18 protein-coding genes and 1 pseudogene are annotated in these 12,264 nt (G+C 65.8%); 9 read left to right on the top strand and 10 right to left on the bottom strand.

Going from position 1 to position 12,264, the window contains the following annotated elements; translation table 11 throughout:
- Positions 1-91, top strand: a pseudogene (locus NSO95_RS02980) (IS5/IS1182 family transposase); the annotation flags it as partial.
- Here the strand turns inward: NSO95_RS02980 and NSO95_RS02975 are convergent.
- On the bottom strand, positions 85-1,434 hold the full coding sequence (locus NSO95_RS02975) for an RNA-directed DNA polymerase (RefSeq protein ID WP_257594656.1): 1,350 nt from the start codon (positions 1,432-1,434) through the stop codon (positions 85-87). The pseudogene NSO95_RS02980 and the gene NSO95_RS02975 sit on opposite strands and share 7 nt — an antisense overlap.
- A gap of 71 nt (positions 1,435-1,505) precedes the next feature.
- Between NSO95_RS02975 and NSO95_RS02970 the strand changes: the two genes are divergently transcribed.
- Positions 1,506-1,847, top strand: a complete 342-nt coding sequence (locus tag NSO95_RS02970; protein ID WP_257594655.1) for an Mpo1-like protein — start codon at positions 1,506-1,508, stop codon at positions 1,845-1,847.
- Positions 1,848-1,942: 95 nt separating this feature from the next.
- On the opposite strand, the gene NSO95_RS02965 is transcribed toward NSO95_RS02970, so the two are convergent.
- Positions 1,943-2,521, bottom strand: a complete 579-nt coding sequence (locus NSO95_RS02965) for a fasciclin domain-containing protein (protein WP_257594654.1) — start codon at positions 2,519-2,521, stop codon at positions 1,943-1,945.
- 110 nt (positions 2,522-2,631) lie between these two features.
- Positions 2,632-3,051, bottom strand: a complete 420-nt coding sequence (locus NSO95_RS02960; RefSeq protein ID WP_257594653.1) for a COG3650 family protein — start codon at positions 3,049-3,051, stop codon at positions 2,632-2,634.
- A 77-nt stretch (positions 3,052-3,128) separates the two neighbouring features.
- Here NSO95_RS02960 and NSO95_RS02955 point away from each other — a divergent pair, with 77 nt between their 5' ends.
- A complete protein-coding gene (locus tag NSO95_RS02955; protein ID WP_257594652.1) occupies positions 3,129-3,848 on the top strand; it encodes a hypothetical protein in 720 nt (239 codons plus the stop codon).
- Positions 3,849-3,872: 24 nt separating this feature from the next.
- Here NSO95_RS02955 and NSO95_RS02950 read toward each other — a convergent pair whose 3' ends face one another.
- Positions 3,873-4,799: a hypothetical protein gene (locus tag NSO95_RS02950; protein WP_257594651.1), complete on the bottom strand. Its 927-nt coding sequence runs from the start codon at positions 4,797-4,799 to the stop codon at positions 3,873-3,875.
- A 221-nt stretch (positions 4,800-5,020) separates the two neighbouring features.
- Here NSO95_RS02950 and NSO95_RS02945 point away from each other — a divergent pair, with 221 nt between their 5' ends.
- Positions 5,021-5,371 carry a hypothetical protein gene (locus NSO95_RS02945; protein WP_257594650.1) on the top strand — a complete coding sequence of 117 codons (351 nt, stop codon included), beginning with the start codon at positions 5,021-5,023 and terminating at the stop codon, positions 5,369-5,371.
- A 2-nt stretch (positions 5,372-5,373) separates the two neighbouring features.
- On the opposite strand, the gene NSO95_RS02940 is transcribed toward NSO95_RS02945, so the two are convergent.
- Positions 5,374-5,709 (bottom strand): hypothetical protein, encoded by a 336-nt coding sequence (locus NSO95_RS02940; protein ID WP_257594649.1) that lies wholly within the window; start codon positions 5,707-5,709, stop codon positions 5,374-5,376.
- Positions 5,706-6,158 (bottom strand): hypothetical protein, encoded by a 453-nt coding sequence (locus NSO95_RS02935; protein WP_257594648.1) that lies wholly within the window; start codon positions 6,156-6,158, stop codon positions 5,706-5,708. Before NSO95_RS02935 ends, NSO95_RS02940 begins: the two co-directional genes overlap by 4 nt.
- A gap of 174 nt (positions 6,159-6,332) precedes the next feature.
- On the opposite strand from NSO95_RS02935, the gene NSO95_RS02930 reads away from it, so the two are divergent.
- Together NSO95_RS02930 and NSO95_RS02925 are read left to right on the top strand one after the other, a co-directional pair.
- Entirely contained in the window at positions 6,333-6,683 is a 351-nt protein-coding gene (locus NSO95_RS02930) for a hypothetical protein (protein WP_257594647.1), read from the top strand.
- A gap of 141 nt (positions 6,684-6,824) precedes the next feature.
- Positions 6,825-7,955 (top strand): DUF2853 family protein, encoded by a 1,131-nt coding sequence (locus NSO95_RS02925; RefSeq protein ID WP_257594646.1) that lies wholly within the window; start codon positions 6,825-6,827, stop codon positions 7,953-7,955.
- 38 nt (positions 7,956-7,993) lie between these two features.
- Here the strand turns inward: NSO95_RS02925 and NSO95_RS02920 are convergent, their stop codons facing one another.
- Positions 7,994-8,566 carry a hypothetical protein gene (locus NSO95_RS02920; RefSeq protein WP_257594645.1) on the bottom strand — a complete coding sequence of 191 codons (573 nt, stop codon included), beginning with the start codon at positions 8,564-8,566 and terminating at the stop codon, positions 7,994-7,996.
- A 236-nt stretch (positions 8,567-8,802) separates the two neighbouring features.
- On the opposite strand from NSO95_RS02920, the gene NSO95_RS02915 reads away from it, so the two are divergent.
- The 3 genes from NSO95_RS02915 to NSO95_RS02905 all read left to right on the top strand — a co-directional run bounded on the left by NSO95_RS02915 (position 8,803) and on the right by NSO95_RS02905 (position 10,443).
- Positions 8,803-9,621 carry a GGDEF domain-containing protein gene (locus NSO95_RS02915; protein ID WP_257594644.1) on the top strand — a complete coding sequence of 273 codons (819 nt, stop codon included), beginning with the start codon at positions 8,803-8,805 and terminating at the stop codon, positions 9,619-9,621.
- Between the two features lie 125 nt (positions 9,622-9,746).
- Entirely contained in the window at positions 9,747-9,878 is a 132-nt protein-coding gene (locus NSO95_RS02910; protein WP_257594643.1) for a hypothetical protein, read from the top strand.
- Positions 9,879-9,942: 64 nt separating this feature from the next.
- Positions 9,943-10,443 carry a YaiI/YqxD family protein gene (locus tag NSO95_RS02905; protein WP_257594642.1) on the top strand — a complete coding sequence of 167 codons (501 nt, stop codon included), beginning with the start codon at positions 9,943-9,945 and terminating at the stop codon, positions 10,441-10,443.
- On the opposite strand, the gene NSO95_RS02900 is transcribed toward NSO95_RS02905, so the two are convergent.
- From NSO95_RS02900 to NSO95_RS02890, 3 genes are all read right to left on the bottom strand, one after another.
- Positions 10,440-10,601 carry a hypothetical protein gene (locus tag NSO95_RS02900; protein ID WP_257594641.1) on the bottom strand — a complete coding sequence of 54 codons (162 nt, stop codon included), beginning with the start codon at positions 10,599-10,601 and terminating at the stop codon, positions 10,440-10,442. The two genes, NSO95_RS02905 and NSO95_RS02900, sit on opposite strands and share 4 nt — an antisense overlap.
- A gap of 5 nt (positions 10,602-10,606) precedes the next feature.
- A complete protein-coding gene (locus NSO95_RS02895; protein WP_257594640.1) occupies positions 10,607-10,951 on the bottom strand; it encodes an HPF/RaiA family ribosome-associated protein in 345 nt (114 codons plus the stop codon).
- A 159-nt stretch (positions 10,952-11,110) separates the two neighbouring features.
- Positions 11,111-12,010 carry a hypothetical protein gene (locus NSO95_RS02890; protein ID WP_257594639.1) on the bottom strand — a complete coding sequence of 300 codons (900 nt, stop codon included), beginning with the start codon at positions 12,008-12,010 and terminating at the stop codon, positions 11,111-11,113.
- Positions 12,011-12,264 lie beyond the last annotated feature (254 nt).

Below are 12,264 nucleotides of genomic sequence, written 5' to 3'. Positions count from 1 at the left end.
GCGCATCCACACACGCTATGATCGCTGCGCGCATGCCTTCATGTCAGCAATATGCATCGCCGCAACCGTCATCTTCTGGCTCAATCAATGAGTCCTGACCCTAGTATGCTGAAGGAGGCCAGCCAGCTTCGGTTCTCGAACCGCAATGCCCAACCCTCGGAAAGCGTATAGAATCCAGATTACCTCGTAATCATGGCCACGAGCTATTGCACGCGCCATCAATTCCTTGAACCGCCTTTCAATGCGAGGCTTTGAAATTCGTCCGGTCTCTGAATGCAGGGTGATCAGGAGACTCACAATTCGCTCAAAAGACCAGGGCGCTACACTACAGGCTCTGAGCAGAAACGATTCTACCATCGGAACATCGCGGTGCTTGATCCTAAATCCCTCAAGGACAGACAGCGCGTAGTTCATCACCGGAGCGCCCGGCTCATCGCCCTGCAAACGAATGGCCAACCCAAGAAACTCTTCGAGCCGATTGCCGCCTATTGAACCTGACCGGTGTGACAGAAAACCGCGCAGGCCACTTATCCAATCTGCCTGTACTGGGTCGGCGATATGTTGGATCGAAGTCTTTGACCCGTTGATCTCAAGATTAAATGCCCGATATATTTCAAATATCGTAGCCAACGCTGTTTCTGCTTCACTACGGTCTTCGAAACCTAACAGCCAGTCGTCCTGAAGGCGATCTATCCGCTCAAGCACAGCCTTTGGGTGCTTCTCTAGAAATTGGGAATCAATCCGTGAAGATATAATCTCAGCTATGATCCTTGAACTTTCAGGTCCGATTGGGATCCCAGAGGTCTGGTTCCGATTGCATGACCTGACTAAAATATCTAGTCGATCCGCAAGTGAGCCATCATAAGTCTTGGTCTTGACGCACGACTTGACGCGTTCTTTGCCATAAGCAGCCCAAGCAATGCTGTGTGTATAAATGCTCGGATAGAAACGATTTATATCCGTCTGCAGGACCCAATCGGACTCAGCCCGGATCAAACTCTTTCGGACACGATGCAGGTCAAAATTTATCCCTTTGATCGATCGTGGAAATTCCTGACCAATCTCAATTTCATCGTTCGACAAAGCTTGTCGCGCAAGCCACTTTTGTAGCGTTCGCCAGTTGCTGGTAATCTCATTATTCAAAGCCAATTGAATGACAGGGTGCGCAATGCTCAGATCGCGTCGCTCGTGACCTCGCTTCGGCATCGAGATTAAATCAGGGTCAGCTGCTGCGACAACCGGCCTATACGCCCCTCCTTTTTTCTTCCTTCCTCTTAACTTGACTAGCTCGACCTTGATGATTCCAGACGACAGCCAGTCAGCGTAAACTTGATCGGCAAATTCTCCGAAATCTGCTGTAGTAAAGGCCAGCGGTAGTTCCTTTGGAAAGTAGCCCTTCCCAGTTAAGTGCTTCAATCGATCGACATTTTCCATGGACGAGGTGTGAGCACAAATCTCGATAGAAGCAACCTTGACGTAGGTGCCGCAAGGTCTGGCGAGCAAATTTGACTCCCACCAGCACCCATACCACCTTCGCCTACTTCTACCCCCACGACCAGAGCGAGCATTCCAAGGCGTCGACGCGGGCGCTGCATTATGTCGGGACGACGCTGGTGGTGGGGCTGGCGGTGTTTGCGATCATAACGGCGAACTGGTGGTGGCTGCTCGCGCTGCCGCTGGCGGGGTATTTCTTCGCCTGGCTGGCGCATTTCACCTTGGAGAAGAACCGCCCGGCGACCCTCACCTATCCGCTAGGGTCGCTCGCCGCCGATTTCAGAATGTGGACGCTGTGGCTCACCGGGCGGCTCGGCCCCCATCTCAAGCACGCGGGGGTGCGCAAAGGCTAGGCGGCGCTCCGCCTGTAGGTGGCGATGACAGCACCACAAAGATCGGGGCGCCGCCTGCCAGTGCAGGCGACGCCCCGTTTTGCTTTGCTCGAAAGTTACTCGGCGGCGGCGGGCATCACCACGGTGTCGATCACGTGGATCACCCCGTTCGAGGCTTCGACATCGGTCGCCGTGACGGTCGAGGTGTTGCCGCCGGCATCGGTCAGCACGACGTTCTCGCCGTCCATCGAGGCGGTCAGCTTGCCGCCGTTGACCGTGGTCAGCTCGGCCTTGCCATTGCCATCGGTGATCGCCTTGGCCAGCGCTGCGGCGTCGGTCTTGCCGGCCACCACGTGATAGGTCAGCAGGCCGGTGAGCTGGGCCTGGCTTTCAGGCTTGAGCAGGCCGTCGACGGTGCCGGCAGGCAGCTTTTCGAACGCGGCGTTGTTCGGCGCGAACACGGTGAACGGGCCGGTGCCCGACAGCGTCTCGCCGAGCTGGGCAGCCTCGACCGCCGCGACCAGCGTCGAGAAGTCGGGGTTGCCCTTGGCCACGTCCACGACGGTGTTCGCCTCGACCGCCTCGGTCATTTCGGCATCGGCCGGCTCGGTCGTGTCGGCGGTTTCGCCGCAGGCGGCGAGCGCCAGTGCGGAAGCGAGCATGGGTACGGCAAGGTAAGTCATACGCTTGGTCATGGAGGATCGTCCTTCGTTCATCCTGCGGGAAAGGGGTGCCGGAGAAACCGGCGACCCATTGGCAGGGGAAACGGCCTACTGGTCGACTGGTTCCGAAAAAATCGACCGATCTAGCCCGCTTCGCCGCCAACTCTCGGGAGCCGGTCCGTCCAGCCGCAACCTTCGCGTTGCTCCTCGCCGATGCGCAGCGTGACGGTGAGCGGGTAGGTGGTGTCGGACATGCCGTCGCTGCACTCGCCGGGGGTCACCGTCATGTCGAATGCCTGCCCCTCCAGCGTGCCGCTGATGCCGATCCCGACATTGCCCGCAAACCGGCGCACCGCGAAGGTGGTGCCGTCGATATTCTCGGGCGTGGTATAGGTGAGGCTTTGCCCGGAAGTCTGCCCGCCCCAGAAGGGCTCGGTACCGCCGAAATAAACCGTCTCATCTGCGGCGATGCCGTCGAAGGAGGCGGTTTGCTCGCCGGTCCCGGTGGCGGAGGCGCATGCCGCGAGCAGCACAGGGGCGAGAAGGAGCGTGAGCCTGATCATGGATCGGCAGATAGGCCGTGTCTGCCGCCGCCGCAACGCTGCTGACAGCGCAACCCAAATGGAGCATGAGGCACGCTATGAACGAAGCGGCAACCGAACCGGAGATCGAGTTCCTGTGCGACCCGGCGCTGCTGGGCACGATACCCGCGCCCGACCGCGCGATCCGTTTCGCGCCCGACTGGTTCAAGCGCCTGCCGCGCGAGTTGGGCGTACCCGACGCGCATGGCCTGCCCGGGCTTACCGCCAAAGCCTGCCTGCCGATGACCGATGCCTTCGCGCTCGGCTACATCATCCCGCTGCCGTTCGAGGTGCGGATCATGGTGCCGGAGGACCGGGTGCATATCCAGCTCGGCTGGGCACCCGATGCGCCCTTCGCCCCGGTCGAGCAGCACCTGCCTTCGCAGATCGGCGCGCCCGAGCCGCCGTTCGAGCAGATCATGCCGCTCAAGTTCATCAACCCGTGGCGGATCCGCGTGCCGCAGGGCTATTCGGTGCTGTTCTCGACCCCGTTCAGCCGGGTCGACCTGCCGTTCACCTGCTTCACCGGTTTCGTCGACTGCGACCGGTTCGACACGACGGTCAACCTGCCCTTCGCCTGGACCGGCCCGGCAGGCGACTTCCACCTGCCCGCAGGTCTGCCGATCGCGCAGTTGTTGCCGGTCAGGCGCGACACCTTGCTCAAGGAGAGCACGGCGCGCGCCTCGAGCGATGCGGAGCTGGCCGAACAGGCTGCCGCCGCTGATCGCAAGTACCACGAGGAATCGACCTACGCGCGCGCCTGGCGGGTGAAGAAGTAAGACGTCGAGCTTTGGTGAGACGCGCTATTCGCTCCTGCCATTTGCGGGCTCTGCGTCCTTCTCCGCGATCCGGAACGCCAGCGCATTGCGCGCATCGCCCCTGAGCGCGAGAAGCTCGGCACGGGTTTTCTGCGCCTCGTCCAGCGCGTCGCGCGCCGTGCCGAGCGCGCTGCGCAGCGTTTCGAGCGATTCGAGCCGGTTGGCCAGCGTCCGCTTTTCGCGCGCCAACCGCTCGCGCAGGGAACGGCTGTCGCGCTTGGCGAGCTTTTCCTCGGTCGTGGCGATGCGCGCTTCGTCGCGCTGACGGTCTTCTTCCTTGTCGGCGATCTGCTTCTCGAGCCACGCAATCCGCTGCTCGCCGCCTGTCACCGCCGCGTCGGTCAGGTCGCCGGGTTCGGCGCAATACTGGTCGATCGCGCCGACTTCGGAACCCGCAGGCACAACCGTCAGCTCGCGCAGCTTCCACTCGCCCCGTTCGCGGGTGAACAGGCCGGTGTAGACCCCGGCGACGGTCCCGTCGGGTGCCAGCACTGCCCATTGGCCCTGCGCCGTGGAGTAGTTCCCCGCGCGATAGAACCGCAGCGCCAGCGGATCGAGCCGATTGCCTTCGACTGCGAGCGGATCGGCCTGCGCATTCAGGCCATCGCTTCCGATCTCGCGCTCGCCCAGCCGCCACGTGGTCTTGTTGTCGAGCTTGAAGAACCGCGCGCGATCCCCGCCATTTCTCGCCGCGTCGAAATAGCCCTGCATCACGCCCGGCGCAGGATCGCGCGCCTCGGCCAGTTCGTTGTCGGGCATGTAGCCGCACGGCGGCGCATAGCTGTTCATATTGGCGATCGTCTGCCCGATCACATCGGCGATGAAGACGCTGTAGTCCTGCGCTGCCACCGGCGAGCCCTGCAACGCCAGCGCCGCAATTGCGAGCGAAGCGAAACCCCTGGTTTTGACCATGTTGCGCGGCCCTTTCCTGCTTCCGGTCCAGTATCCCTGGGTAGTGATTTACCCACTCCCGATCGGAATCGACAATAGCCCTTTTCGCGACGCAATGCTGCCCGTAGTGCGGAGGAGGTCCGAGAAGCGGTGCGCCGCATTTCTCCAATCCGCCGTTTCACTGCCCCGGTACTCCGTCGAACGGGCGCCCGGTATTGTCCGGGCCGAATGTGGAGGCAACGATGTCGAACTGGGTATTGGGCAGCGAAGAGCACAGCGACGGCACGCGCGACGTGACGATCGATTTTCAGAACAACGACGCCATCGGGCAGATCAGCGGCACGATGATCTTCGAGGGCACCACCTATTACGTCAACGGCAACTGGGCGGCAGCTGGCTCGATCGCGGGCCGCAACCACTCGGCCTTCGCGCTTTGGGCAAGCGACCAGCAGGCAGCGACGGTCTACCTCGCGGTCGCGGGGACGATGGATGGCCCCGGCAGCGCGCCCGACGATATCGACCTGAACCTCATCCGCGTCTCGACCGGTGACGACGAGCAATACGGTTGGAGCGGCAGGCTCTACCCGATGTAGCGTTAGCCGGACCCCTCGCGCCGCAGCAGGATCCACACGAAGGCGGCCATGAACAGCGCATCGCCGGTCAGGATCACGCCGACATAGCCGGGCAGCAGGCCTGCCTGCACCAGCGGGGCCATCAGCACCACCACCCCGGCCTTGCCGATCACCCCGGCCCACAGCACGGGGCGGAAGCGGGCGATGTCGCTTGCGACCAGCGCGTAAACCACGCCGAAACACAGCACCAGCAGGCCGACAACCCGCGCCTCGACGTGCTCCGCCGGGGCGAACAGCGCCGCAGCCCCGATGACCAGGTTGTAAGCGGCTGCCAGCCATAGGATCGCCCGCTGGATCAATTCGCAGCCCCCTGATCGCCGACCAGCTTCTGCGCATCGGCCAGCGCGCGGTCGACATCCTTCTTCTGCCTGGCCGACAACGCGCCGCCGCTCAACTCGTAAGCAATCACCCCGTCGGTCAACCTATATTTGATCGTCGAAAAGCCTGCGCCGCCGAGCCCGAAATAGATTTCCACCCCGCGCTCAAGCAACGCAACGTCACCCGCCACCAGCACCGGCGGATCGCGCAGGCAGCTGATCCCGACGACATCCTCCGGCAGCTCAGGGCCGCCTTCGAGAGCACCTTCGCGGATCAGGCTCCAGCCGAGCTTCATCTCGTAGGTGAACCTGCCTTCCGGCGTTTCCTTGATCCACGAGCAATAGCTGTCGCGCGGAGTTTTGGCGATGGCATGCGGCGCTGCGGCAAGCGCGATAGCTGCGAGCGCAACTGTGAAACCGCGACAATTCATCAGCGACCCTCCCGGGGCCGTCCGCCCCGCTTGCAACCTACACCAATTGCGAGGTGGCTCAAGATCGTCCGGCGCATCGCCCGGGTCGGCGCGTGCATTCCCGCTTGTGCCGCGCCGGGGACCCGCTAACCAGTATGATGGTCGCTTCAACCGAATTCAGGGACTTTACGGATCATGTCGAACTGGGAAATGGGCAGCGCTGCCGGAGCAGGCGGCGCGCGCGACGTCACGATCAACTTCCTCAATGACGACAGCATCGGCAAGGTCGGCGGGACGCTGTGGTTCAAGGGCGAGCCGTTCACCGTGAGCGGCCAGTGGGCGGCGATCGGCACAACGCCGGGCCGCAAAGGGTCGTCGGTCGCTTTCTGGGGCGTCGACAGCACGGGCAGCGACTACATCGCCGGGGTCGGTTCGGTCGACATCGAGAATTCGGGCCCCGCGCGGATCGACCTCAACCTGCTGCGCATCCAGGACGGCACCAGCCAGCAATACGGCTGGGACGGAGTGCTCAAGCCGCTCAACTGATTGCGCGACCGGGCCTCCGTTCGCACACCCCCTTGCCATGCGAGGCGCTTGCAATAGAGTGCCGACTCGGCCCCACCGCGCGCCTGTGTGCATCGTGCCGGAGAGCGTCGACTGCGGCGGGCCTTGGGGAGGTGCTGTCGCATGGCGGAAGACTGGCTGGCCGACGTTCGGAAATACGTTCACGATGCAGACGAGTTGGTGGTCAAAAAGATCGTCAACTACTGCGGCATTGCCCTGCGCAAGCGCGATTCCTCGCTGGTGTCGATGTCGGACCCGAAAGAAACCGCGCGGGTCCGCGACAATTACCTCAAGAAGAAGCTCGGCCTGACGCAGGACGATGCGACGCTCGACAATGCGATCCAGGCGGTCGGGCAGCGGATGCAGGCCGACCGGACGAAGAACCGGGTGACGGTCTACTACCTGCTGGCGGAGCATTTCGACATGCTCGACCTGTTTGGCGGCGCAAAACGCGGATCGGATGTCGGCGGGGCGAGAGCTGCTGCACTCGCCGGCGGAGCGATGGGGATTGCGTCGCTGCCCGGGGGTAGCGCTTCCGCCGACGCCACTCCTGCCGATGCCCCGACAGCCACCGACCGGCCTGCCGACCCGCCGGCCGCTGCGCCCGTTCCAGCCCCTGCGGCGGCAGCGGTCACCGCGAGCGCGCCGGCCGCGCTGGCTTCCGCACCCTCGCGCCATTCGGCGATCCCGCCGGAGAGCGACGGCATGGTGGAGACCGGCGTAATCGCTTTCGCCGCGGTGGTCGGGGCGATGATACTGGCCATGGTGATCGCCGGCTTCGTCAGCGGGCGGAACGACGACCCGGTGGTCATCCCCCGCGCGACCGAACCGGCAACCGCCCCGGCCCCGGCGGCAGCGCCTGCCGCCCCTGCAACTGCCCCGGCAACCGTGCCGACAGGCGCGGGCGTGATCGCGAGCCAGCAGGATACCAGGCCGATGCTGACGGTCTATTTCGACACCGGCAAGGCCGAGGTCACGCCGGACTTCGCCGCCGCCTCCGTCGCGGTGCGCGATTACTTGGCCGCCAATCCCGGGTCGAAGCTCGCCATCTCGGGCTACAACGACCCGACCGGCAACGCCGCTGCCAACGCCGAGCTTTCCAAGCGCCGGGCACAGGCGGTGCAGGCCGCGCTCGTCGGCCAGGGCGTGGACGAAGCCCGCGCCGAGCTGGTCAAGCCGGAGGAGACGACCACCACCGATCTGACCCCCGAACAGGCGCGGCGGGTGGAGGTGACGATCGTCGAAGGCGGCTGACGCGGCGCTCGCCCGGCGCTCGCCCTACCCGCCACCCCTTAGCCATCGACGCGGTCGAGGGTCGAGCGGTTGCGAACCAGCCATTCCGCCGCGTCGTCGTCGGTGAAGTCGACCTCCTTCAGCGTGGTCAACCGCGCCCCGTCGCGCACGATGGTCTCGCGGATCAGCGCGGGGCGGTCGTCGTCGGTGGCGGTTTCCTCGGCAAGGATGGTCCAGTGCGCGTCGTCACTCCAAGCGGCGAGCGTCAGGCGCGCGCTGGAGACTTCGGGCACCCGCCCCTTGCGGAAGCCGACCGAATATTCGGTGCTTCCGTCCTCCCCCAGCATAGTGACGGTGGTGATCCGCACCACACCGACCCGCAGTCCGTCGTCGAAATCGGCGGTGCGGATCATCGTCACCCCGTCGCCGCCATCCGCCACGGTGACGCGCATCGGCAGGCCGAACCAGCGGTCCGCCTGATAGTCGCGATATTCGAGCGTCCCCGTCCATTCGCCCACCTGCGAGGCGAGCACTTCGGCCAGCGGCGGCGCGGCGGGCGCATCCTGCGCGGCGGTGGGCGCGGTGAACAAGGCGGCGAGCGAGCAGAGGGCGAAAGCAGCAGGTCGGGTCATGGCAAGTCTCCAGCTATGGTGCTGCAGCTACGCAGCCCGGCCCCGTGCGGAAGCAACGCCCGTCACACCCGTTGCTGCCGCATCCGCATCGAGCGAGGCGGCGTCGTCCGGCGCGGGGGTTGCGGCGTCGTCCATGGGTTTTTGCGTACCCCGCCTTAACGCCGCGTTTTCCAAACATGCGAAACCTTGGTTGGGCATTGCGCTTTAAAGCGGAGGATGGAGCAGACCCGATAGCCATGGACCGAACGCACTCCGATCAGGCGACCAGCCACCTGCCCCGCGCCGCCGGCCCGGGGGGGCAGCGCCGCGCGCTGCGCCGCCGCCTGTGGCGCAACGGCTTCATCGTCGTCGGGGCCTCGATCGCGGCATCGGTGATGCTGGTCCAGCTCGCTTTCAGCAGCTCGGGCGAGCCCGACTACACCACAACGATGCTGTTCGCGGTGCTGATCCCGCTGGTGGTGGCGAGCTGCGCCTATCTATGGATCGCTTCGCTCACCGTCCGGCTGGAACGCTCGCGCGCCGAGCTGGAGACGCTCGCGCTGACCGATCCGCTGACCGGGCTGGCCAATCGCCGCGCGGCGATGCGGACGATGCAGCAATGGTCGGGCTCCGAAGAGTCCGGCCAGCGGGGCGCCCACGACCCTGCGCGCCGGGGCAACCTGCTGTCGGTGGCGATCGCCGATATCGACCGGTTCAAGCGGATCAACGACCAGTTCGGCCATGATGCGGGCGATGCCGGGATCGTGCATGTCGCCCACATCCTCTCCCGCCTCGCGCCCGAGGGCTGGCTGGTCGCCCGGCTGGGCGGCGAGGAATTCCTGATCGCCGCACCCACCGCCGGCGGCGGCAGCTTCTCCGACCTGGTCGAGCGCGTGCGCACGACGCTCGAGACGACACCGCTGATCACCCATGCCGGGCAACACCGCCTGACCGCCAGCTTCGGCGTCGCCACCCTGCGCGGCGACGAGGCCATCGACCGCCTGATGATCCGCGCCGACCGCGCGCTCTACGATGCGAAGGAAACGGGGCGGAACCGGAGCGTGATCGCGGCCTGACCGGCCTGCCCGCCCGGATGCACTCGCCCGGGCGTGCTCAATCGGGCGGTGGGCGAATTGATGCAGGCGATTGCGGCAAAGAGCGTATCAGGCAGGGGGGCATCCCGCCCCGATTGGAACCGGACATGGCCAAGGGCCAGCAGAAGAAGAGCCGAGAGCAACGCAAGCCGAAGAAGGAAAAGGTCAAGACCAACGCCTCCAACCCCAGTCTCAAGCCCGGCGGCATCAAGGGGCTGGAGAACATGAAGAACAGCTAGCGGCGCATCGGCGGGGACCTTGCGCACTGGAGGCCGACACGGCTTCCCGCTAGGGCCCGCCACCATGAGCAACCCGCACACCCCGGCCTCCGCCCGTCCCGCCGACCCCGTGACGATCCTGGTCGATGCCGACGCCTGTCCGGTGAAGGAAGAGATCTACCGCGTCGCCGAGCGCCACCGCGCGCAGGTCCGCGTGGTCAGCAACAGCGCCTTCCGCGTGCCGGTGAGCGACCGGGTGCAGCGGGTGGTGGTATCGGACAGCTTCGACGCGGCGGACGACTGGATCGCGGAGAACGCCGGGCCGCGCAGCGTGGTCATCACCGCCGACATCCTCCTGGCCGACCGCTGCCTCAAGGCGGGGGCGCAGGTGCTCGCCCACAACGGCAAGCCGTTCGACGCCGCCAGCATCGGCAGCGCCATCGCCACTCGCGCGATCATGGCCGATTTGCGCGCCGGGATGGACGGGATGGGAGGGGGGCCGCCGCCCTTCGGCAAGGCGGACCGCTCGCGGTTCCTGCAGGCGCTCGACCGGGTGCTGGTGCAGCTCGCGCGGCGCGTGCGCTAACCCGCGTCCATAGCCTTGTCCTTGTGCGCCGCAATCGCCTCGTCGAGCGCGGCGATCCGCTGCCGCTCGGGCGTGTCCTTCGCGAGTCCCTTGAGACGGCACGTCGCCCACAGCTGCCGCCGTTCGGATTCGAGGTTCTTGAGATAAAGATCGGCCAATGCGGTTACAGCACCTTCTCGGGGCGAGGGTCGTGGCCATGGCGATCGCCCTTGCCAAAGTGCCGTTCCAGCCGCTGGGCGAGGGTGGTGGCGGCCTTGCGCGCGGCATCGTCCACCTTGTCGGCATGTTCGGTCACCCCGATCGGCCTGCCTCCGCGCGGGCGCGCCTCGATGGTGCAGGCCTTGTCATCCGCGCCGTGCTTGGCACCGTTCTCGTCACGGACATGGATCTCGAGCCGGGTCAACCGCTCTTCGAACCGGGCCAGCTTGTGCCGCACCGCCGCCTCGATCCGCTCGGCGACGTTCTCGGTGCCCATGACGGAGCTGTCTGAATTGAACTGGACTTGCATGGCGGGGGTTCCTCTCGGGTTGTTGGGGGGGAGGGGGGTGAAACCGAGATGGGGAGCGCCGCGAAAATTACGAGCGGTTTCAGGCAGGCGGAGGCAGGCCAGCGGCGGCCCCGCAAGGGCGGGAGAGGCGCGAAAGGCGACACTAAGGCGACACCAACGTCACTCGCCGCCGCGCTTGCGGGCCGGCCGCGGTTCCCGGCGTTTGGCGGCAGCCTCGGCCGGGTCGAGATAGGCGCACAGGTCCTCGAACTCCGCGTCGTCCAGCGGCTCGCCGCGCGCCATTTTCGCCTCGGCCAGAAGCCCGCGCTCGTGCTGCGCCGCGCGTTCCTCGGCCAGCAGGCGCTCGGGCGATTTCTTCGGCCGCTGTTCGGAGAGGAACTGCGGCAGCACCCCGTCGGCCACCTCGGCGGTGAGCAGGTCGTCGGCCAGCTGGTCGGGGCCGAGCAGCTCCTCGGGCGGCGCGGGCAGCGGCGGCTCCATCGCCCGCAGCGCCCCGTCCAGCGAGGCGGTGTGGTCCGATGCCCCCTGCCCCTCCGGCCCGGAGACCGGCAGCAGCGCCGACCCGCGCCGCTCGCGCGCGGCGGCGGTGTAGATCTCGGGCTTCAGATGGCGCAGCAGGAAGGTCAGCAAGCGGTCGCTGTAGACCGTGCGCGTGCCGGCCACCTCGCCGTCGCGGGTATAGACCTCGACCTCCACCCCCTCGATCGCGCGCTCGAAGGCGATATCCTCGATCAGCGCCCCGGCGAGCTCGCGCGCCCGGTCCCACGCGCGCGCGAAGGCCCCGGCGTGCGCCGCACGGCGCAGGCGATAGGCGCTCGCCCGGTTCATCCCGACCTCTTTCGCGGCGAGGCCGACGAGGCCGGTATCGGCCAGCACTTCGATAAAGCGCCGCTGCTTCTCCTCGGTCCACCCGTCATAGCGCGGCCGGCGGCGGACCGGGACCCAGCGGTATTCGGCCGGGTCGTAGTCGGGCGCGGCGAGGGCGAAGGGATCGTCCGGCTCGGCGGCGGTGGCGGAAGACGGAGCGGGCGCGGCGGGGAGTTTGGCGGGAGTGTTCATCCGACAGGATAAGCCACAAATGGGGGTGTGTAGGAAAGTGTTTTCCACCCCATCGTCACCCCGGCCCCCGAGCCGGGGCCCCACTTTTTTGGTTCACGTGACGGCAGAAAGGCTCGAAGAGGGCATGCCTGCGGCGAAGCCGCTATCGAATTCCTATCGTCACCCTTCGCCGCTCGCATCGAATGAGCAGGCCGATCCCTCACGCGCAACACCTTCGTGCCTTTGTGCCTTAGTGTGAGAAATTCCGACCGAGC

The organism is Parerythrobacter lacustris (assembly GCF_024626475.1).
Lineage (GTDB): Bacteria > Pseudomonadota > Alphaproteobacteria > Sphingomonadales > Sphingomonadaceae > Parerythrobacter_A > Parerythrobacter_A lacustris.
The sequence above is the reverse complement of the archived record's forward strand: the minus strand, read 5'-3'. Positions and strand labels throughout refer to the sequence as shown.